Below are 20,257 nucleotides of genomic sequence, written 5' to 3'. Positions count from 1 at the left end.
GATCCGGAAGGCCTTTCGGTTCGTGCAAAGTGGGGAGACTTCTTGGAGGGCACAAACGAGTTGGTGGAAAAAAGAGAGGCAAGAGCCAGCGTACAGATCTATTGAACGCCACGACTTAGGTGGGTAACTACCTTCGCCATACTCTGCACCTCTATGCCTCAAAACCGGGCCGACACCATCCTGAGTAAAAAGAAGGTTGCTATCGTCAGACCGTCACTTTCAATACAGTCACATTTACGTGTGAATTATGAAGCGGTCTGTGAAGTGGGTCACATAATCATCAAATATTTGGCAATTCGGAAATTTTTCTAAGATTATCAGCATCTAAGATCCGCAACGCACCCCGACCCAGATCAATGGTTCCATCCCGTTTCCACACGGCCAGCGTCTTGGACACGGCTTCACGGCTGGCCCCTACGAATTCAGCCAGCTCGGATTGGGACAATTTGATCGTGGAGGATTGGATCTTGTGGCCATCCGCCAGATACAGAATCTTTTGTGCCAGCCGCATCGGCAACGGCAGAAACACCTGATCGCGCAACTGCTGGCCCATCCACCGCATCCGCTGCCCCGCGAGCTGGATCATATCCACGCCCAGCTCGGGTTCATTCCTGAGGGCGGCCAGAACATCGGCGTTCTTGATACCCCAGACCTTGGTCGGCTCTATCGCCATCACGGTCGCAGTCCGCGGACCCGGATCAAACAATGCGATTTCGCCGAACATCGCACCATCACGCATCACATCAAGGCTTAGCTTGCGCCCATCTTCGGACAGGACGCTGAATTCTAGCGCGCCCGTTGCGATCGCATAAAGGCTGTCGCCGGTATCGCCTTGTTCGAACAAGACCTCGCCTTTGGCCAAGACCTTTTCCTGGGCCAGTCTGATCATCAACGCTTGCAGGGCATCGGACGCTGAGGCCAGAAAACCTTTTGAGATCAATTCTTGAATCTGGGATACGCTGGTAACTGTCACGGGCTATTCACCAAATAGGCTATTCAATACGGCAAGGGTCGGCGGTTAGCGTGAAAACCCCGCCACCATTTTCTGATTGGTCGCCCCGAACCCGGCCAAAGCGCTCATCACTTCGTCGCTGGCCGGTCCGTAGACGGTAAAGCGGACGGGCGCGAAGGCCGTCAGAAAACGATCGGCAAACTTTGCGCCGAAATTTCCAAGATGCGTCATGACGGCCGCATTGTCTGCATAGCGTTCCAGAACGGTACAGGTGCTGCGGTCTTCGGGCATGTAGTATTCGTAATGCAAGGCACCGGGCTCATCGGCCTGTGTCGCCTTGACCATCTCGTCCAAAAGCGGCTGAACCATCTCGGCCTGCCCCTCAAGGACCTTCAATTCCAGTACCCACTCGATCACATCGCTCATCTGAACACCCCCCGGTCACGGAGCAGCGTAGCGGTGAATGGAATGGAAACGCAATGGAGTTAATCAACTATTAAATGTGTTGCCTCTTGCCCCGTGATCCGTGCCCGAATGATTGCGCCCTCGGTCTGGGGGGCCGTAAAATGCGTTTCGGTGAATTGCGCTGTCCGGCCCATTGTCGGGCTTTCCATCAGGACGTCGTGCATGCGCCCTTGCTGCGCGTCCAGATGCCGCGCGACCTGCCTGTCGCCCGCGGCCCGCAGTTGTGCGGCACGTTCCTTGATCAAACCGCCCTGCACAGCTGGCATCCGCGCAGCAGGGGTGCCTTGGCGCGCGGAGTAGGGGAACACATGCAGCCAGGTCAGATCGCAGTCCTGCACCAGCTTGAGGGAGTTTTCGAACATCGCATCGGTTTCTGTCGGAAACCCGGCGATGATATCGGCCCCGAACGTCATGTCAGGCCGCAGCTTGCGGGCTTCTTCGGAAAAGCGGATTGCATCGTCACGCAGGTGGCGCCGTTTCATCCGCTTGAGAATCATATCGTCGCCGTGTTGCAGGCTCAGGTGAAGATGCGGCATCAGGCGGGGTTCAGTGGCAATCGCCTTCATCAGGTTATCGTCCACTTCGATCGAATCAATCGAACTGATCCGCAGGCGCGGCAGATCGGGCACCAGCCGAAGGATACGCATCACCAGATCGCCCAGCTTTGGCTCTGACGGGAGGTCTGCCCCCCAGCTTGTCAGGTCCACGCCCGTCAGCACGACCTCGTTAAAGCCCTTATCCACCAGCCGTTTGATCTGATCGACCACCACGCCCGCCGGAACCGACCGCGAATTTCCGCGCCCGTAGGGGATGATGCAAAACGTGCAGCGATGGTCGCAGCCATTCTGGACCTGGACATAAGCACGGCTGCGGGTGCCGAAGCCGTCGATCAGGTGGCCTGCGGTTTCGGTCACCGACATGATGTCGTCGACCTGCACAGCCTCGGATTCGCCGATAAAGTCTGCGGCCAGCCCCTGCCACGTCGCCCCCACCATCTTTTCGGTGTTGCCGATGACAGCATCGACCTCGGCCATCTTGGCAAAGGTCTCGGGTTCGGTCTGTGCCGCACATCCCGTCACGATCAGCCGTGCGTTTGGATTGGCCTTGCGCAGTTTGCGAATATCTTGCCGGGCCTTGCGCACGGCTTCGGCGGTGACGGCGCAGGTGTTGATGATCACCGCATTTTCCAGACCTGCCTGTTGGGCCAGGTCCTTCATCGCTTCGGTCTCGTAAGCATTCAGGCGGCAGCCGTGGTTTGAAAAAATCGGGGCCGTCATTTCACACCATCCAGAAATTCGCGGGTCAACGTGCCACTGAACACATGCGCTGTGGGGCCCGTCATCCATACCCCGTCCTCGCGCCAGTCGATGTGCAGGGTGCCGCCATCAAGGTCGATGCGCACCTTGCGCCCTGTCAGGCCCCTGCGCGCCGCTGCAACGGCCGTGGCGCAGCTTGAGGAGCCCGAGGCAAGGGTGATGCCCACGCCACGTTCCCAGACGCGCATACGGATATGATCGGGGCCGATGATCTGAGCGATCTGCACATTGGTGCGTTCGGGGTACAGCGGGTGGTGTTCAATGCCGGGGCCAAACCGTTCAAGATCAATCGCGGCCAGGTCAGCGACAAAGAATGTGCAATGCGGGTTGCCCATTCCCGTGGCTGTGGGGGCACCATCGATCGGCAGCTCCAATGTCTCCATCGCGTGGGCAAGGGGAATGTCCTGCCAGTCAAGCTGTGGCTGGCCCATATTCACCGCCGTCAGCCTATCGCCCATGTCCTGCGCCGCAAGGTCACCGCGATCGGTGGTCAGGTGCAGCGATGACTTGCCGGTTTCATCCATCAAAAACCGCGCAATGCATCGGGTGGCATTGCCACAGGCCGCCGAGAGCGATCCGTCCGAGTTATAGAACGTCAGATGTGCGTCACCCGTCCCGGTCGTGATGACGGCCAGCTGATCGAACCCCACACCGAAATGACGATGTCCGACGGCTTGGGCCAAAGCGGGCGTCACCTGAAGCGAATCCCCATCCTTTCCCAACAAAGCCGAGTCGCGCGCATCCAGAACGACAAAGTCGTTTCCCAGCCCGTGCATTTTCATGAAGGGCAAACCGTTGGTCATATCGCTGTACATTTGGCGCATATAACGCGGCGAATGAAACTTATCCAGCATGTGCCGCAAATTTCGTGCTTTAAGGGCTTGACCCCACCGCCCCACCTTTCTAGTAAGCCGCCTAGTGGGCCTGTAGCTCAGTTGGTAGAGCAACTGACTTTTAATCAGTAGGTCTCCGGTTCGAACCCGGACGGGCTCACCATTTTTCCTTTTTCGTACGGCGGGACGCCGTGCGGTATCGCGACAGCTTATTGTGGAAGCTATCAACGGGGATCAATGGGGCGGGATGCGCTGCGTAAGCTTGGCCGAATAGCCCCCCCCCGTATGATCAGTTTTCGCGCCATGGCAGGGTGTTCGAGCTTTCGACGGACGATTGCCAGTGTCTTGGGCTTGGTGTCTTTTGAGCCACACTGTTTCTAACACATTCGGTTTTAGTTTTTCGTTTATGGCGCTCTACTTATAAGCGAAATAACGTTTCAGAAACTTTCGGAGGGCATCGGGGGTAATCCTTCTCGGAGGGCCGGTGCCGTTTCCGACCGGGATATGTGGGATGATCCTTGTTCAAGCGCCTGGAAATTATTCTTGTTGTGGTGTGCCTATGCGTGACCTTCGGGGTCTATGCGCAGGGTATGCGGGTCATCAACAACACGGCGGCGACGGAATTGCGACGCGTGACGGAAGACAGCCTTCAGACGCTGCAAGTCCGGATGAACACCTATTTGCAAAGCCTGAATGCTGCTGCAGGGATGATGCATACTGCAGAAAATGTCGAATATGATGACTTCGAGATTTTTGCCGGTAGTCTGGATTTAGAGAAAAACCTGCCGGGCCTTGGCGGAATCGGATTTATCGAGGCCGTGCCGCGCGCGCAGGTGGCGGACTATGTTGCGGATCTGCGCAAGGATGGCCTGACCGACTTTAACGTTCATCCCGATACCGATAGCGATGTCAAATATATCATCAAGTATATCGCACCTATTGCAACCAACGCCGAGGCTGTGGGCCTTGATATCACGTTCGAGAAGGGCCGCGCCGAAGCCGCGCAGCGCGCACGCGAGACCCAGTTGCCCCAATTGACGCCGCGTATCGTCCTTGTTCAGGATGAAACCAAGCAGCCCGGCTTTTTGTTGCTGCGGCCGGTGTTTTACGAAAGGGGCCCGCGCGACGGGGAATTCCGGGGCTGGGTCTATGCGCCTTTCGTCGGCAGGAAGGTCATGCAGAACCTGACGCTGAATCAAAGCAATATATATGATTTTCAGGTGTACGACGGGGTCGGGACCGACCCGGACATGTTGATCTACGGCAGCGATCTTAGTGATGAGGCGGCAGGGCAATACAGCACCCAGTATACGGCCAATTTCTTTGGTCGCCCCTGGACGGTCCGATATCAGAGCACGAAAAACTTTGATGATTTCTTCCCCGGGCGCGCGCCCCTTTTCCTGTTTCTGGCCGGCATTTTGCTGACGGGCATGTTGGCCGTGGCGCTGCGCGAAATCCGGCTCCGGGGCGATTCAATGGAAGAGGTCGCAGCGCTTCGGGCCAAGCAGATCAGTGCGCGTGAGGAAGAAAACAAGTCGATCATGGAAAATACGGTCGTGGCCGTGCTTATTCTGGACGAAGACCGCAATATCCTGCATGCCAACTTTGCCGCGATTGAATGTTTTGGGTGCGAGGAACAGGGCGGAATGGGCGGATTGCCCTTCAGCCAGTTCGTGACAGAGGCTCCGGATGTGCCCAGCAACAGCGGCTACAACGCCTTGGGCAAGACGATGTCGGGCGACATGCTGTATCTTGATCTGCAGCAAAATGGTTGGGTGACGTTGAACGGTGTGCGGCGGACGACAGCCATCGTGCGCAATGTCACCGCCGAGATGGGCGCGGTCAAAGAGCTGGCAATCACCAAGCAGCGCTATGACATGGCTCTTGCCGGGTCCGAGATTGGCGTATTCGAAGTCGACCTGCGCACGGGCAGCTCGGTTGTTTCCCAGACATGGCGCAAGATCATGAAGGTCGATGACGACGAGCAAGACACCCAGGGTATCTTTATGAATCGCGTCCATCCTGACGATCTTCCCGATCTGTTCGAAGCGGACAGAAAATGCATCATGGGCGAAACCGACAGGTCCGTTTCTGAATACCGGATGAGCTTTGGGGACAGCTGGCGTTGGATGCTGTCCGATGCTGTTGTGGTCGAACGTGATGAGGCTGGCGCTGCATTGCGCATGGTCGGCACCCAGACGGATGTTACCGACCTTCGCCATTCCCGCAACGCGCTTGAGGCAAGTGAAAAGCGGTTCCGGACGGTGATTGAGGCCGCGCCCGTCGGTATGGCGATCCTTGACGATCAAGGCAGGTTCGTCGAGGTCAACGGGGCGATGTGCGACCTGACAGGATATACCCAGCCCGAGATGCTGGATGAATTGACGATGATGCGGATTGTCCCGGGCGACGACATCAAGCGGATGCGCAAAGCCCTGTTGGCGGCAACCCAAATGGATATTCAAGAGGTCTACTGCGAAGAGCACCGGATCATACACAAGAATGGCGGGGAACGCTGGGGCCTGTTCAATATCACCTGGACCTACGACAAGAACGCCGATGCGCATGTCTATATCGCCCAGGTCGTTGACATCACGGACAAGAAAAAGCTCGATCAGATCAAAAGCGAATTCGTATCGACCGTCAGCCACGAATTGCGCACGCCGCTGACCTCGATCAAGGGGGCGCTTGGGCTGATCGACGTGTCCGCCCGAGACAAGCTTCCCGAGACAACGATGCGGCTGATTGAAATCGCCCGCACCAACGCCGACAGGTTGACCAATATCGTGAATGATATTCTCGACCTCGAAAAGATCTCCTCGGGGGAGGTAGATTTTGATCTGATGCCCGTTAACATCGGCGAGATCGTCGAGGCTGCCGTTCAGGAAATGATGCCCTTTGCGCAGACGCATGAAAACAAGCTGGTCTGCGAGCTTCCAGAGCAGCCGGTTTTCGCAACGGCGGATCGCGGGCGCACGATGCAGGTTCTGGCCAATCTGATTTCGAATGCCTGCAAATATTCGTCCGATCACACAGAGGTGTGCATCAAGATCGAACAGCTGGAAGATATCGCCATCGTCTATGTCCAGAACAGAGGTCCGGGTGTGCCGGAGTCTTTCCGCAACCGGATATTCCAGGCATTTTCGCAGGCGGATGGGTCCGATACCCGCGCCAAGGGCGGCACCGGGCTGGGGCTGAACATCACCCGGCAGATCGTCAGGCGGCAGGGCGGTGAAATCGGCTTTGAAAGCATACCCGGCGGGCTGACCGTGTTCTGGTTTACCTGTCCGATTGCGAAAGGCATCGAGGCCCCCGAGCACACCCAGTTCTTCGGGCCCGAGAACCCGACCGATCGCCGCCTAAAGATCCTGCATGTCGAAGACGACGAGGATTTCGCCGAAGTCATCCGCGCCGGGCTCGATGGTGTTGCAGATGTGAAAAACGTGACCAGACTGACCAAGGCGCGCAAGATGCTGGGCGAAGGGCCGCTGGACGTCATCATACTGGACTGGACCCTGCCGGACGGTGATGCCGCTGTCTTGCTCGAAGAAATCGGCAGAACCCAGGCGCAGGCGCGGATTATAAGTTTGTCGTCGGATGCGTCCCATAACAAAGACAGCCGCGTAAACATTAATCTGGTGAAATCGCAAACCGAGATTGCACAACTCATTGCCTGTGTTTCCGACTTGACGCAAAAAGCAAGCTAGTGAACAGTCGGTGACGATGCGTTGCCAATTGTCGCCTTAAAAATGTCAAGAACGTTTCGTTTATGACAGGCAAGGGAAGGCGAACATTGCCTGCTGATTTGCAGCAACTTCCCCGGAAGTTAAGGACATTCAGATGCCTGAAATTAAATTATTTGGACGATCAGCCGCCGCTTTTTCGGCAGCATTACTTCTTTCTATGCTTTGGTACACCGTGACGGCGAAGGTGATGACAGGCTTTGCCGCAGAAGCATTTCCCGTGATTGGTGCGATCATCATTGCAGCGCTGACATCAGCCCTTGCCCTGCGCAAGTCTGCCCCCCCATCGCGCCCAACCGGTGATGTGTCGCTTGCCCAGCAGCTTCGGTTGCTGAGGACACACACGATGGTCAATGTCGTCGATACGGAAAACCTGCTGGTCGAAGTCAACGACCTGCTGCTGGAGGCGACAGGCTTTTCCCGCGATGAGCTGATCGGGCAGCCGGTGGCAAAGCTGTATGCAAATGACAACGTCAGCCTTACGGACGAGATAAGATCAAAGCTAAGCAACCAGCAGGGCTGGCAAGGCGAGACTTTGCTGCGCAGACGGGATGGCAGCATTTGCATCACCCAGACCACGGTGACCCCTTTGGTGGATTCCGACGGCAAATGGATCGGGTCAATTTCGGCGCGCACGGACATCACTAAGACGATCGACCTGATTGCAGAGCGTGACATAGGTCTGACCCTGCATGAATTGCGCGATGATGTCTGGATCGTGGATGAACAAGCCGAGACATTCAAATACATGAACCGCGCGGCCAAGCGCCGCTTTGGCTGGACGTCCAAAGCCTATGCCGACCTGACTCTGTCGCAGATGGCGCAGGATCAGGACTGCAAGGCGGTCCTGGATGCCTGTGCGGCGCTGAAATCGAAAAAGGAAACATTTGAAAAGCTCGAAGCCTGCATCTTCGGCACGAAATTCGACGTTTCGATCAAATGGCTGCACCCGAATACGCCCAATGGCAGATTCCTGATCATGCTCAATGACATTACCGACAGGATGGCAGAAGAGCGCAAGCAGGCCGACTTTGTTTCAATGGTCAGCCACGAACTGCGGTCCCCCCTGACCTCGATCAAAGGGGCCATGGGGCTCTTGTTGTCCAGGGCAGCGGGAGAGCTTTCACCACAAGCTGTCGGATTGCTTGAGATCGCACATCGTAACGCAGACCGCCTGGTGCTGATCATCAATGATATTCTGGACATGGAAAAGATATCATCCGGCCGACTGGATTTCGATATCAAGGAATTTGACGTCTCCGAGATGGTCCACGAGGCATTGCGGTCCAATGCGGCGACGCAGCAACGGTCTGGTGTGAACATCCGCTGCATCGGGCTTGATGTGCCGCATATGATTCAAACCGATTCCAACCGGATCATCCAGGTTCTTATCAACTTGATGTCGAATGCCGCGAAGTTCTCGAAGCCCGGTGCGACCATTGAAGTGATGGTCGAACGGCTGGCGTCAGGCGTGCGCGTAAGTGTGCGGGACGAAGGCACGGGTATCCCTGAAAAAGACCATCACAAGATCTTTCAGCGGTTTGCGGATATGGCAAACTCCGATCGGGGGGCCAAAGGTGGCACCGGGCTGGGACTGAGCATCTGCAAGGCGATTGTCGAAGGTCTGGGCGGCACGATCAGCTTTGAAAGTCGAGAGGGTGAAGGAACAACATTCATGTTTACACTGCCGACCAAAATCAGCGATAATATCAACGAACCAAGCGGGCCAATACTTCGCAGTGTCGGTTGAAAGAGCACAATGATAAAATTACTTCACGTTGAAGACGACGCAGACATCCGTGAAATCGCAAAAATGGCGCTGGAGATTTCAGGTGAATTTGAGGTCGTTCAATGTGATTGTGGCGAAGCGGCGCTAAAATACGTGGCGGATTATGTGCCAGATGTTTTGCTGCTTGATATGATGATGCCGGGTATGACGGGCCGTCAGACGCTTGAGCAGATGCGCACTAATCCCGCCCTTGCAACTGTACCTGCGATTTTCATGACTGCGCGCGCGCAGAACAGCGAACTGGAAGAGTTGCGCGCAATTGGCGCGACAGAGGTGATCAGCAAGCCGTTTGATCCCATGTCACTGTCAGATCAGATCAAGGCCGCGATCAGCTAAGCCCTGAAGGGCTTGGTTTTCAAGATTGCAGGCCCTCGAAACAGCCGATCCGACGCTGGACCACCAACACGTTTGACACGGAAAAGCCCTTGGGTCAGGCGCTGACAGTTTGCTGATTGGCGGCGATCAGTGCTTCTGATTCCTGCAAGAACGTATCCATGACAAAGATCAGCGTCGCAGGGCAAATCGCCAGATCCGCGTCAGGACCATTGAGGTGGGCGTCAATTTCAACTTCGCAAGTGCGTGCGCGAACCCCAAGGTCCTTGAACCCCAGTGATCCTGCCGTGCCCGCAATCTGATGAAGGATGGTGCGTGCACCGGCCAGATTGCCGTTGATTTCATCCAGCACATCGCTTTCCCACGCGATGAGAGCGTGTTCGGCGATGGCGGACTGCCGGTCTTTCAACATGTCCAGAAAACGGGCGCGGATACGCTCAATGCCCGGAAGTTCAAGCTTTTCCTGGATCATGCAGGCTGTCCCACTTTCCAAAAGTCCCGTTGAATACGCGCGTTTTCCTGTGCCGCAGTTTCTGCCGATAAGTGGGCTGCTGACACTGCCTCCATCACCGAGGAGGCATCGGTTTTCCAGATCAACCGCTCTGCCTGACCGGCACAAACGCGCGGCTCGATCAGGTTGCCTTGGTTGTCGAACAGTTCAATTCGGGACAGCGCGATGTTGATGCTGTTTTCCAGGGACCTCGGCTCGGGGCTCCAACCGCTTTCGGTGATGCACACGAAGGTGCCATTGCCCGCATAGGTCATCAGGTACTGACACCCTTCCAGGGTGTCCGAGATCACTTCGCTCACGTCCGATAGCATGCTGTAAAACTCAAAGGACGTCATGGCGCTGTGAAAGTCGTGGATCGCGCGGATCGTGACGGCAAACACGGTTGACCCGAAAAGATCGTTGCGTGTCAGCTGTTTTATGTAGTTTTCCATCGCCATGAATTCGATGACGTTGTCTACATCATAGATCGAAACGGGTTCGTGCAATTGAATTGGCGGCGTGGCCTTGCCCGGTTCCGGTTTGATCGCCTTGGTCGCAAAGACCTTGCCGGTTTTGCTGCGGTTCGCGTCGACAACACGCTCGACCAGCCCGATTCGTGCCTGAAGCTCTCTCACTTCGAAAGGCTTGGTGATGTAATCTGTGGCACCTGCGGCAAACGCGGCATCAATGTAGTGCTTTTCGGACATGGCCGTCAGCATCAGGATCGGCGCGTCAAAATAGCTGTCCATCGCGCGAATGCGGGTAGCCAAGGTGACACCATCGGTGCCAGGCATCTGAATATCCAGCAAAAAACAATCAAACGGTCTGCGGGCATGGTCCTGCATGACTTTGATTGCCTTGTCTGCACCCGACGCCGTGACCAGTTGGTGATCCGTCATCGACTCCACAAAGTGGGAGAGCAATTCAAGTATGATCGGGTCGTCGTCGACCGCCAAAATTTTCATCTCAAAGCTCCAGCAGATACCGTTAAAGAGTGTGGTTCTGTATCTTCCATAGCGTGCAACTTGGTCGGGAATCGTGGCGAAATTTGGGCATTGCCCGTAAACCTTTTGGAAACATTTATGTTTTTAGGCGGGCAGGGTCCTTGGTTAGCATGACAGGGCTATCCGATTCAGCTCAGGATGGGCAAAACCTGTCTGACGTACACACGATTGACCCAGCCGGCGCAGTGTTTAGAAGCTTGCGCGCCTAATCTGCGCTTCGACCCTCAAAGCAATGCAGGTTGATTCCCGCCTCTTGCAGCGCGGATTTCACCGATCGCGCGATTTCCACTGCTTCGGGGGTGTCCCCGTGAAGGCAGATCGTGTCGATGGCCGCAGGTATCTTCTTGCCGCTTTCGGTGATGATCGCACCGGCCTGAACCATGTCGACCATACGTTGTCCCGCTAGGGCCGCATCATGGATCACGGCACCGGGTTTGGAACGGTCCACCAGCGTCGCATCGTCATTATAGGCGCGGTCGGCAAAGATTTCGCCCGCCCATTTGCAGCCCAAGGCCTGCACCGCATCTTGCTGTGCTGTCGCGGCCAGCACCATGACGATCAGATCGGGGGCCACGCTCAGGGCAGCCTCGTAAAGGTCGCGGGCAAGGGCTTCGTCCTCAGACGCCATATTGGCCAATGCGCCATGCAGTTTCAGGTGCCGCACCTGCGCGCCAATGCTGCGGGCCATTCCGACATGCGCGGCCACCTGATAGCGGATCTGATTTTGCAGCGTGCTGCGCGGCACCGACATGCGATTGCGACCAAAACCCGCGAGGTCCATGAACCCCGGATGCGCGCCGATGCCGACGCCGTTGTCGCGCGCCATGGTCATGGTGGCCGCCATCACATCAGCGTCGCCCGCATGCCCCCCACAGGCGATGTTGGCCGAACTGATGATTTTCAGCAAAGCCGCGTCATCGCCCATTTTCCAAGGGCCAAAGCTTTCGCCCATATCGGCGTTCAGGTCTACTGTTGTCATGTCAGGCATCCTTTTCAAACGGGTTTTCCTTGGCCGAGACCGCGCCCCCGACAAGCTGGTATTCCATCAGGTTCCGGATCGTCGCGGGGTCACGGACAAGGGCCGTCAACTGCCCCGGCAGGGCTTTGACGTCGCGCCGGTGCTGGGTCTCTAGTGTGATGGCCTGCTCAAGCGTGACGAATTCAAACGTGATCTTTGTACCAGCCGGGGCCTGTGCCACACGGGGCAGATCACGCGGGATCACTGTACCGATACGGGGATATCCGCCTGTGGTTTGCGATTCACCCATCAGCACAAAGGGGGCACCGTCGCCGGTGATCTGAATATCGCCCGGTACGATGACTTCTGACAGGATGGTCAGCCCGCCTTCGGCATGAAAACCAGCGCCGTCGTGATCCATGCGCACGCCCATGCGGTTGGCACGGGGGTCGCGGGCGAATTGCGTCGCGATAAAACGTTCCCGTTCCTCTGGCGCAAAGCGGTCGGTTTGCATGCTGGCGACCACACGCACGACACCGCCGTCAAAGCGGGTATCGCGGGGCAGTTTCATGCCCGTTTCGCGGCCCTTGTCGGGGCCGACCGGAAAGCTGTCGCCGGATTTCAGCGCGGCTCCCAGCCCGGCGCTGAGATGGGTCGCCCGCGCCCCAAGCACCGGATCGGACGCAATGCCGCCGCCGATATGCAGATAGCCATAGGTGCCGGATGTCGCCCCGCCGATGGTCAGCTTGGCCCCGGCGGGCAACAGGTGACCGGCGTTCCAGGCAATCGGATCCCCGTCGATCTTGGCGGCCATGCTGGCCCCTGTCAGGGCGATGCGTATGTCGGCATCTGCGGTAAAGGTTCCGCCAGTGCCTGTCATTTCGATCGCGGCCAGATCGGGGGACTGGCCCAGCAGGGCCGCGCCCTCATGGATCGCAACCGGATCGGCGGCTCCGCCCTTGGTCAATCCTTGGGCCAGCCAGCCTGCGCGGCCAAGGTCTTGTATCGTCAGGGCAGGGCCAGCTTGCACGATGGTGAGGGTTGTGGTCATGACAGCACCTCGGTTTCTGCGCCGCCGGCACCGCTGTCATCTGTCGCCATGATCTTTTCCAGCGTGCTGCGCGAGACGGACGGGAAACACAGTTCATCACCCGGCGACAACGAAAACGGCCGGTCGCTGAGCGGGCGAAAGGTTTTGAATGCAGTCTGGCCGATGTGCCGCCATCCCGTCGGCGAGGCGTTGGTAAAGATGATCAATTGCCGGATCGCGACGATCAACGCCCCTGCGGGCACTGATTTCGTCAATGCCTGTTGGCGCGGGATATCCCAGTTTTCCGGCAGCTCGCCCATATAGGGCTGTCCGGGGGCAAAGCCGATGGTCAGCACGCGCACGCGGGCCTGTGACAGCTGTGCAATTGCGGCATCGGGATCAAGGCCCGCCAGTTCGGCGGCTTCCTCAAGCTGGGGAGCCAGGTCGGTGCCGTAAACCGTCGGGATATGCCACAACGTGCGGCCTGCTGGCAAAGGGGCGGTGTACCAATCCTGTGTTTCCAGCAGGTCATTCAGCCGCGTCAGCATGGCGTCCAGCGGCTGGGTCACCAAGTCGACCTGCAAGAAGGTCGAGACAAGCGATGTGCTTGTCTCGGACACTTCGGGCCAGTCGGCAGCGTCAATCGCCGCCCGAAAGGACAAGGCCGCACGGTTTGCAGGTTCCGACATGGTGTCGGAAAAGCTGATCAGGATACCGGACAGCCCGACGGTCTGGATTCTCGGGAACTGGTTCATGACGGCCCTTGTCTGATGTTGTCGGGCAACCACGTCGCGATGTCAGGGAAAAAGATCAACACGAACACCATCACCACCATGATCGCGAACATGGGCAGTGCGGCCTTGGTGATATAGCCCATTTCGTGATCGGTCATGCCTTGCAGCACGAACAGGTTGAAACCGATTGGCGGGGTGATTTGCGCCATCTCGACGACAACCACGACGAAGATGCCGAACCAGATCAGATCGATACCAGCATCGCGCACCATCGGTTCGACCACGGCCATGGTCAGCACCACAGATGAAATACCGTCCAGAAACATGCCCAGCACGATGTAAAACACCAGCAGCGCCATCAGCAGCTGGAACCGCGACAGCTCCCACGAGGCGATGCCATCGGCCAAGGCGCGGGGCAAACCGGTGAACCCCATCGACAGCTTCAAAAACGCGGCCCCAGCCAGGATCAGCGCGATCATTGCCGAGGTGCGCATCGCGCCCATCAGGCTTTGTTGAAAGCTGCCCCAGTTCAGCGACCCTTGTAAAAGCGCCAGCATCAGCGCGCCGATCACACCGATCGCGGCAGCTTCGGTCGCGGTGGCAAACCCCAGATACATCGACCCGATCACGACCGTGATCAACGCAAATACCGGCAGCAAGAACCGCGAGTTGCGCAGCTTGTCGGCAAAGCTCATGTCGCGCTCGACCGTGGGGTTCCAGTCTTTGGAGGTGAGCGACACAAACGCCACATAGGCCATGAACATCACCGCCAGAAACAGGCCCGGCATCACGCCAGCAAAGAACAGCTTGGTGATGCTTTCGTTGACGGTCACGCCATAGACGATCAGCGCCAGCGATGGCGGAATCATCAGGCCAAGGGTGGCTGCACCGGCCAGCGTGCCGATGATCATCTTTTCGGGGTAATTGCGTGCCCGCAGTTCGGGGATCGACATCTTGCCCACGGTAGTCAGTGTCGCGGCAGAGGATCCGGACACGGCGGCAAAGACCGTGCAGCCGACGATATTGGTATGGACCAAGCCGCCCGGCAGTTTGGCCAGCCAGGGGGACAGGCCCTTGAACATGTCCTCCGACAGGCGGGTTCTGAACAATATCTCGCCCATCCAGATGAAAAGCGGCAGGGCGGTCAGCGTCCATGAGCTGGAACTGGCCCATATCGTCGTGACCATCGCATCGCCGACAGGACGGGTGGTGAACAGCTCCATTCCGACCCAGGCAACCCCCATCAGGGCAAGGCCGACCCAGACACCGGTGCCAAGCAGGAAGAAAAGAACGACGAGGAAGAGGACGATCGCGTAAAGTTCAGTCATCGCATCATTCCCCAAAGCTTTGATCGACAAGATCGCGGGTCAGGCGGTGTTCGCCCTTAACGATCAGGTTCAGCAGGTTGTCGGTCAGGGCGATGGCAAGGATTGCCCCCCCGATCACCATCACCGATTGCGGAATCCACAAGGCGGTCGCGTCTTGCGCCTGACTGACCTCGTTGAATTTCCACGACCAGTAGACGAACCAATAGGCGTAATAGGTGAAATACCACGCAATCGCCGCAGCCAGTCCGAAACACCAGATGTCCAGCAGCCGTTTGGGGCTATCGGGCAGCGCGTTCAGCAAGATCGACACACGGATATGGGACCCGCGGTTCAGTGCATTGGCAAAGGCCAGAAAACTGGCACCGGCCATGGCATAACCGGCATAGCTTGCGGCACCGGGGAAAACTTCGCCAGTCCAGCGGGCAACCATTTGCACCACGATCAGCAACAGGATCGCGACCAGACAGATGGCCGCCAGGGCCCCGGAACCAAGGTAGAGGGCATCAAGCGATTTGCGCAGGGCTTTCATGTGGAAATCTCCGTTCGGCGGAAGAAAACGGCGGCCCGTATGACAGGGCCGCCGAAGGAATGCTTATTGCATCGACTTGAAGCTATCGACGATGGCTTTGCCGTCGTCACCAGCTGATTCAAGCCATTCCGACGTCATGGTTTCACCCACAGCGCGCAGGCCGGTCATCAGCTCTTCGCTTGCGGGTTCAACTTTCATGCCGCCATCGCGCAGACCGTCATAGGTGAATTGCGTATAGTCCTTGGAGGCTTGCAAGCCGCGTGTTTCAGCCTCGGTTGCGCAGGTGGTGATGATGTCCTTGTTGGCATCCGACACATCGGCCCAGACATCGTTGTTCACCATGACATAGTTACGCGGCAGCCAGGCATCGACTTCGTAGAAGTTGGTCAGGCTTTCCCAGACCTTCTGGTCGTAGCCCGTAGCACCCGAAGAGATCATTGATTCCGCAACGCCCGTGGCAAATGCCTGGCTAAGTTCAGCGGCTTCGATCGTGACGGGCAGCATGCCTGTCAATTCGGCCAGACGGCTGGTTGCGTTGTTGTACGACCGGAACTTGACGCCCTTCATGTCTTCGACGCTGTTCACGTCTTTCTTGAAGTACAGGCCCTGGGGCGGCCATGGCACGTTATAAAGCAGGGTCAGGTTCTGCTCGGCCAGCAGCTCTTCGATCTTGGGCTTGGCGGCTTTCCACAGCTTGTCAGAATCCTCGAAAGACGGTGCAAGGAACGGGATCGAATCAAAGCCGAACAGCGGGTTTTCATTCTGGTGACCGGACAGCAGGCGTTCGCCCAGTTGTACCTGGCCGGTCTGGATGGCACGCTTGATGTCAGCACCCGCGATCAGCGACCCGCCGGGATGAACGGTAATCTCGATCTCTCCGGCAGTGCCATCGGTCACGCATTTGGCAAAGGCCATGCCGTTCTCGGAATGGAAGTTCGACGCGGAATACGCCATCGGCATGTCCCACTTTTCGGCGGCCAGTGCGGGCAGGGCGCTTGTCATGGCAATCGCAGCGGTCGCGACGCCTGTCATCAGTTTATTGGTCAGTTTCATGTCTCTCTCCTTGTTGGTGATTTCGCTGGTTCAGACGTTGCCGAACCGTTGTGGGTGATAGGGTTTGGTATCGGTATTCGTTGGCTGACCCATGATCATGCCAGCGATCAGGCGACCTGTTTTCGGCCCGCCGGTCAACCCGATATGGTGGTGCCCGAAGGCGGTGTAGACCCGGCTGGTGCCAACTTGCCCGATCAGGGGCAGGCTGTCGGTAGGGGCGGGCCTGTGCCCCAGCCATTCGATTTCGTTTGCGGCTTTCAGGTTCGGAAACGCCGCTTTCGCCTGATGGCGCAGCAGGGCCAAAGGCGCTTTCGACGGGCCAGCCTCCAGCCCGCCGAACTCGAGAATCCCGGCACAGCGGACGCCTTGCACCATCGGGGTGGCCACGAACTTGCCGCTTGCGATCATGATGGGGCGGCTTGGTCCACCGGTCGCATCTTTGAAGATTACGTGATAGCCGCGTTCGGATTCAAGCGGCACGTTCAGCCCCAGCTTGGCCATCAGGGGTTTGGACCATACGCCTGTCGCCAGCACGATATCATCGCAGGGCACGGTACCTTGGGTGGTTTGCACCGCCGTCACACTGCCACCTGTCAGGTCGAAATCCTTGACCTCGGCTTGCATCACCTTGCCGCCCGCCTGTTCAAAGGCACGCGCCAAAGCGGCGACATAGCCCCCCGGATCGCGGATGAAGCCGTGATCCTTGAGGGTGGCGAGACAGGTGATTTCAGACCCTAATGCGGGTTCGTATTCCTGCACGGCCCTGCCTTCGATCAGCGACGGCGTAAACCCGGCTTGCGCACGCAATGCCCAGGTGTAAGCCTCTGCTTCGAAATCCGCGCGCTTGCGATAGGCAAAGACATAATCGCTGTCCGTGACCCAATCGGACAGGCCTAGATCAGCTGTCAGGCTTTTGTGCTGCTCGACGCTGTCGCTGACGATCGGCACCAGCCCGGCCGAAATGCGCCGCGTGTCGGCGTCATTGGCGTGGCCCATGTATTTCATCAACCACGGCAACAGTCGCGGCAGATAGGCCAAGCGCAGATACAACGGCACATCACGGTCAAGCAACATGAACGGTGCCTTGCGCAGCAACCCCGGCCCCGTGACCGGCGCAACGCCCGACGCGGCCAGCACACCTGCGTTGCCGTGTGACGTGCCCTTTCCGGGGCCCGCGCGGTCAATGACAGTGACCTGCGCACCCGCGCGTTGCAGCCAGATCGCTGACGACACGCCAACGATGCCCGCGCCAATGACGACCACGTGGCGGGTCATCGGCAGCGCCTTTGGGCAAAGAGGGCAAGGTTACGCATGATCATGATTCCTTTGCGGTCACTTTGGCAGAGAAGTGCAATTCGTCAACAAAATGTTTACAAATTGTTATCGTTATTGCGCGACAGACCGTTTATGGCCAAGAATTAGTCAGATGCAGGGTACCACTTTAGCGTAGCCAACCGTCTTCGAAGGTGATCTTGGACACGCCCGCCAGGCGGATCAGTCGGGCCAGCTCCGCCTCAAGCGCTGCTTGTCTCGCTTTGCCCCAACGGGTACCGGGTTCGACCCACAGCGCCCGGACCACCAGCGCATCAAGGGTGCGAAACGCCTTCATGTCGATCCGCGCAATGATGCTATCGCCTTGCAGAATGGGAAAAACATAATAGCCATAGACCCGTTTGGGTTCGGGAACGAACATCTCGATCCGGTAGGAAAAACCCAACAGCCGCTCTGCGCGTTTGCGGTCGCGCAGGGCAGGGTCAAATGGGCTGAGCACGCGCAACCGCTGGGGTGGTGCAGCTTGCAACGCGGGATCATCGCCAAGGCCTGGGCGCGCAACGGCGATGCGCGCTATGCCGTCGGTCCCCATGACTTCGATCGGCTCAAGCTGCCCAAGCGCCAATTCGCTGGTGACCCACTGTTTTGCCTCGGCGGGGGTAATATGCGCCCAAAACGCCGCCAATTCGGTGTGCGTCGCAAAGCCCAGTCGGTCCAGCGCGCCGCTACAGCACCAGTCGATGGTCCGGGCGTCGTCCGGCGCGTTTGCAGGATCACACAGATGCGTTTCCAGCACCCGTTCGGTCAGATCATAGCGTTTTTGAAATCCGTCCCGCCCGACCACATGCAAAGCCCCTGCGCGCCACAGATATTCCAGCGCGGTCTTGGACGGATGCCAGTCCCACCACCCGCTGTTTGATCGTTTTTCGTCCTTGCCCACATCCGCGGAACAGACAGGGCCCTGTTCGCGAATTTGATCCAGGACCTTTTGAAACCGACCCTCAAAGTCATGTTGGTGCCAGTTCCGATACCGCTTGCGCAGGGTTTCGGCATCGCGTCTGCGGCGCATTTCCCAATAGGGGTAGTATGCCATCGGCACGACGGCGGCGTCATGGGTCCAGTGTTCGAACAGCGCGCCATCGCGTTCATACAGCGCTTTCAACGCCTCGGGGCGATATCGTGGCTTGCGCGAAAACAGGATCAGATCGTGGGCGCGCGCGACCGTGTTGATGCTGTCCAGCTGCACGAAACCCAACCCTTCGATCAGGTCCAGAAGGTCCGCGCCTTTGGCAGGCCCTTGGGGGGTATCGCCCAGTAAATGCCGGTGCAGGAATATCCGCCGTGCGTCCTGATTGCCCAGCGTGCGTCGGTTCATGAGTTGCGTTTGCGGCGCAACGTATCCCCCAGCGACAGGGTGGGCGTCATTGTGATCTGGCTTTGCAGATCGGGGTCCGGCGCATCCAGCGTATCATTCAGGATGATCTGCGCAGCGGCCTGCCCGATCTCAAGCCGGCAGGCGTCCATCGTGGCCAGTTGGCGCGGCAGGCCTTGCAGCAATTCGACATTGTTGAACCCCGCCAGACCGATCTGTCCGGGGATATCAATGCCCTGATCGATCAGGTACAGCAATCCGCCCGCGCCGATCATGTCATTGGAATAGTACAGAAAATCCAGATCAGGGGAGCGTTCCAGCATGTCTTGCGTCATCTCGCGGCCCTTCGCCAGCGCGGAGCCTCCGGAATAGAACGCGCGGTCTTCAATCTCGATCCCCGCTTTGGCAAGCCCTTCGGTAAAGCCTTCGAACCGTTTGCGCGCACGATGGTCCAAAGGCATCTTGGTGCCCATGAAGCCGATACGCTCATAGCCTTCCTTCAGGATCGCCTTGGCCATCTCGTTGCCCGCGCGGCGATGCGAAATGCCGACCATCGCATCAATCGGGCGGCCGTCGACATCCATGATCTCGACCACGGGGATACCTGCGTTTTTCAGCATGGCGCGGGTGGCATCGGAATGCTCGAGCCCCGCGATGATCACGCCCGAGGGCCGCCAAGACAGCATTTCGTACAGGACGCGCTCTTCCTTTTCCGGCATGTAGTCCGTGACGCCGACGACAGGTTGCAAAGGCGTATCCTCAAGCACCTGATTGATGCCGTTAAGCACCTCGGGAAAGACCATGTTCGACAGCGACGGAATGATGACCGCGACCAGATTCACCCGTTGGGAGGCCAGCGATCCAGCAATCTGGTTGGGCACGTAGCCCAGCTCCTTGGCTGCAGCCAGAACCCGGCGGCGGGTGGCATCCGAAACATCCCCCCGTTTGCGCAGCACCCGGCTGACCGTCATTTCAGAAACCCCGCAAGCGTCGGAAACATCACGAAGGGTAAGCGGGCGTTTGGGGGGCTGTGACAAAGGCAATATCCTGCTGATA

Annotated in this window: 18 protein-coding genes and 1 tRNA gene; 4 read left to right on the top strand and 15 right to left on the bottom strand. The window is 58.0% G+C overall.

The window, feature by feature from the left end:
• Window positions 1–280 precede the first annotated feature (280 nt).
• The 4 genes from RGAI101_RS11545 to dapF form a co-directional block, all read right to left on the bottom strand.
• Window positions 281–889 (bottom strand): Crp/Fnr family transcriptional regulator, encoded by a 609-nt coding sequence (locus tag RGAI101_RS11545; protein ID WP_083792081.1) that lies wholly within the window; start codon window positions 887–889, stop codon window positions 281–283.
• A 129-nt stretch (window positions 890–1,018) separates the two neighbouring features.
• Entirely contained in the window at window positions 1,019–1,378 is a 360-nt protein-coding gene (locus tag RGAI101_RS11540; protein ID WP_008227862.1) for a putative quinol monooxygenase, read from the bottom strand.
• Between the two features lie 59 nt (window positions 1,379–1,437).
• Entirely contained in the window at window positions 1,438–2,694 is a 1,257-nt protein-coding gene (gene mtaB, locus RGAI101_RS11535) for a tRNA (N(6)-L-threonylcarbamoyladenosine(37)-C(2))-methylthiotransferase MtaB (RefSeq protein ID WP_008226484.1), read from the bottom strand.
• Entirely contained in the window at window positions 2,691–3,536 is an 846-nt protein-coding gene (dapF, locus tag RGAI101_RS11530) for a diaminopimelate epimerase (RefSeq protein WP_198133695.1), read from the bottom strand. Before dapF ends, mtaB begins: the two co-directional genes overlap by 4 nt.
• Window positions 3,537–3,653: 117 nt before the next feature.
• Here dapF and RGAI101_RS11525 point away from each other — a divergent pair.
• The 4 genes from RGAI101_RS11525 (at window position 3,654) to RGAI101_RS11510 (ending at window position 9,434) form a co-directional block, all read left to right on the top strand.
• Window positions 3,654–3,729: transfer RNA gene (locus RGAI101_RS11525), tRNA-Lys, on the top strand.
• 355 nt (window positions 3,730–4,084) lie between these two features.
• On the top strand, window positions 4,085–7,273 hold the full coding sequence (locus RGAI101_RS11520; protein WP_037228069.1) for a CHASE domain-containing protein: 3,189 nt from the start codon (window positions 4,085–4,087) through the stop codon (window positions 7,271–7,273).
• A gap of 133 nt (window positions 7,274–7,406) precedes the next feature.
• Window positions 7,407–9,059: a sensor histidine kinase gene (locus tag RGAI101_RS11515; protein WP_050763205.1), complete on the top strand. Its 1,653-nt coding sequence runs from the start codon at window positions 7,407–7,409 to the stop codon at window positions 9,057–9,059.
• Window positions 9,060–9,068: 9 nt separating this feature from the next.
• Complete coding sequence (locus RGAI101_RS11510) at window positions 9,069–9,434, top strand: response regulator (RefSeq protein WP_008227518.1); 366 nt, start codon at window positions 9,069–9,071, stop codon at window positions 9,432–9,434.
• 94 nt (window positions 9,435–9,528) lie between these two features.
• Here RGAI101_RS11510 and RGAI101_RS11505 read toward each other — a convergent pair whose 3' ends face one another.
• The 11 genes from RGAI101_RS11505 to RGAI101_RS11455 form a co-directional block, all read right to left on the bottom strand.
• Window positions 9,529–9,903, bottom strand: coding sequence for an Hpt domain-containing protein (locus tag RGAI101_RS11505; protein ID WP_008226898.1), 375 nt, complete (start codon window positions 9,901–9,903; stop codon window positions 9,529–9,531).
• Window positions 9,900–10,886 (bottom strand): response regulator, encoded by a 987-nt coding sequence (locus tag RGAI101_RS11500; protein ID WP_008229135.1) that lies wholly within the window; start codon window positions 10,884–10,886, stop codon window positions 9,900–9,902. The genes RGAI101_RS11505 and RGAI101_RS11500 overlap by 4 nt, the downstream gene beginning before the upstream one ends.
• Window positions 10,887–11,130: 244 nt before the next feature.
• Window positions 11,131–11,904: a LamB/YcsF family protein gene (locus RGAI101_RS11495; RefSeq protein ID WP_037228067.1), complete on the bottom strand. Its 774-nt coding sequence runs from the start codon at window positions 11,902–11,904 to the stop codon at window positions 11,131–11,133.
• 1 nt (window position 11,905) lies between these two features.
• Entirely contained in the window at window positions 11,906–12,934 is a 1,029-nt protein-coding gene (locus RGAI101_RS11490) for a biotin-dependent carboxyltransferase family protein (RefSeq protein ID WP_008228541.1), read from the bottom strand.
• On the bottom strand, window positions 12,931–13,668 hold the full coding sequence (locus RGAI101_RS11485) for a 5-oxoprolinase subunit B family protein (RefSeq protein WP_008226517.1): 738 nt from the start codon (window positions 13,666–13,668) through the stop codon (window positions 12,931–12,933). Before RGAI101_RS11485 ends, RGAI101_RS11490 begins: the two co-directional genes overlap by 4 nt.
• The gene (locus RGAI101_RS11480) at window positions 13,665–14,975 is read right to left on the bottom strand and encodes a TRAP transporter large permease (protein ID WP_037228064.1); all 1,311 of its coding nucleotides are present in this window, start codon (window positions 14,973–14,975) and stop codon (window positions 13,665–13,667) included. The genes RGAI101_RS11485 and RGAI101_RS11480 overlap by 4 nt, the downstream gene beginning before the upstream one ends.
• Before the next feature lie 4 nt (window positions 14,976–14,979).
• Window positions 14,980–15,504 (bottom strand): TRAP transporter small permease, encoded by a 525-nt coding sequence (locus tag RGAI101_RS11475; RefSeq protein WP_008227887.1) that lies wholly within the window; start codon window positions 15,502–15,504, stop codon window positions 14,980–14,982.
• A 63-nt stretch (window positions 15,505–15,567) separates the two neighbouring features.
• Window positions 15,568–16,557: a TRAP transporter substrate-binding protein gene (locus RGAI101_RS11470; RefSeq protein WP_008225749.1), complete on the bottom strand. Its 990-nt coding sequence runs from the start codon at window positions 16,555–16,557 to the stop codon at window positions 15,568–15,570.
• A 30-nt stretch (window positions 16,558–16,587) separates the two neighbouring features.
• Window positions 16,588–17,832, bottom strand: a complete 1,245-nt coding sequence (locus RGAI101_RS11465; RefSeq protein ID WP_008226117.1) for an NAD(P)/FAD-dependent oxidoreductase — start codon at window positions 17,830–17,832, stop codon at window positions 16,588–16,590.
• 166 nt (window positions 17,833–17,998) lie between these two features.
• Window positions 17,999–19,204: a winged helix-turn-helix domain-containing protein gene (locus tag RGAI101_RS11460; protein WP_008229204.1), complete on the bottom strand. Its 1,206-nt coding sequence runs from the start codon at window positions 19,202–19,204 to the stop codon at window positions 17,999–18,001.
• Window positions 19,201–20,238, bottom strand: coding sequence for a LacI family DNA-binding transcriptional regulator (locus tag RGAI101_RS11455; RefSeq protein WP_037228062.1), 1,038 nt, complete (start codon window positions 20,236–20,238; stop codon window positions 19,201–19,203). Before RGAI101_RS11455 ends, RGAI101_RS11460 begins: the two co-directional genes overlap by 4 nt.
• Between the last annotated feature and the right edge of the window lie 19 nt (window positions 20,239–20,257).

The sequence above is a fragment of the Roseobacter sp. GAI101 genome (assembly GCF_000156335.1).
Classification (GTDB): Bacteria; Pseudomonadota; Alphaproteobacteria; order Rhodobacterales; family Rhodobacteraceae; genus Sulfitobacter.
Note: the sequence above shows the minus strand (reverse complement) of the source record. Positions and strands in the feature narration are given on the sequence as shown.

What these genes read in the sequence shown, in the direction of transcription:
- RGAI101_RS11500 (WP_008229135.1), bottom strand. Translation starts at nt 10,886, where the DNA reads ATGAAAATTTTGGCGGTCGACGACGACCCGATCATACTTGAATTGCTC.
- RGAI101_RS11490 (WP_008228541.1), bottom strand. Translation starts at nt 12,934, where the DNA reads ATGACCACAACCCTCACCATCGTGCAAGCTGGCCCTGCCCTGACGATA.
- dapF (WP_198133695.1), bottom strand. Translation starts at nt 3,536, where the DNA reads ATGACCAACGGTTTGCCCTTCATGAAAATGCACGGGCTGGGAAACGAC.
- RGAI101_RS11475 (WP_008227887.1), bottom strand. Translation starts at nt 15,504, where the DNA reads ATGAAAGCCCTGCGCAAATCGCTTGATGCCCTCTACCTTGGTTCCGGG.
- RGAI101_RS11505 (WP_008226898.1), bottom strand. Translation starts at nt 9,903, where the DNA reads ATGATCCAGGAAAAGCTTGAACTTCCGGGCATTGAGCGTATCCGCGCC.
- RGAI101_RS11540 (WP_008227862.1), bottom strand. Translation starts at nt 1,378, where the DNA reads ATGAGCGATGTGATCGAGTGGGTACTGGAATTGAAGGTCCTTGAGGGG.
- RGAI101_RS11485 (WP_008226517.1), bottom strand. Translation starts at nt 13,668, where the DNA reads ATGAACCAGTTCCCGAGAATCCAGACCGTCGGGCTGTCCGGTATCCTG.
- RGAI101_RS11460 (WP_008229204.1), bottom strand. Translation starts at nt 19,204, where the DNA reads ATGAACCGACGCACGCTGGGCAATCAGGACGCACGGCGGATATTCCTG.
- RGAI101_RS11510 (WP_008227518.1), top strand. Translation starts at nt 9,069, where the DNA reads ATGATAAAATTACTTCACGTTGAAGACGACGCAGACATCCGTGAAATC.
- RGAI101_RS11465 (WP_008226117.1), bottom strand. Translation starts at nt 17,832, where the DNA reads ATGACCCGCCACGTGGTCGTCATTGGCGCGGGCATCGTTGGCGTGTCG.
- RGAI101_RS11495 (WP_037228067.1), bottom strand. Translation starts at nt 11,904, where the DNA reads ATGACAACAGTAGACCTGAACGCCGATATGGGCGAAAGCTTTGGCCCT.
- RGAI101_RS11480 (WP_037228064.1), bottom strand. Translation starts at nt 14,975, where the DNA reads ATGACTGAACTTTACGCGATCGTCCTCTTCCTCGTCGTTCTTTTCTTC.
- RGAI101_RS11545 (WP_083792081.1), bottom strand. Translation starts at nt 889, where the DNA reads ATGATCAGACTGGCCCAGGAAAAGGTCTTGGCCAAAGGCGAGGTCTTG.
- RGAI101_RS11515 (WP_050763205.1), top strand. Translation starts at nt 7,407, where the DNA reads ATGCCTGAAATTAAATTATTTGGACGATCAGCCGCCGCTTTTTCGGCA.
- mtaB (WP_008226484.1), bottom strand. Translation starts at nt 2,694, where the DNA reads ATGACGGCCCCGATTTTTTCAAACCACGGCTGCCGCCTGAATGCTTAC.
- RGAI101_RS11470 (WP_008225749.1), bottom strand. Translation starts at nt 16,557, where the DNA reads ATGAAACTGACCAATAAACTGATGACAGGCGTCGCGACCGCTGCGATT.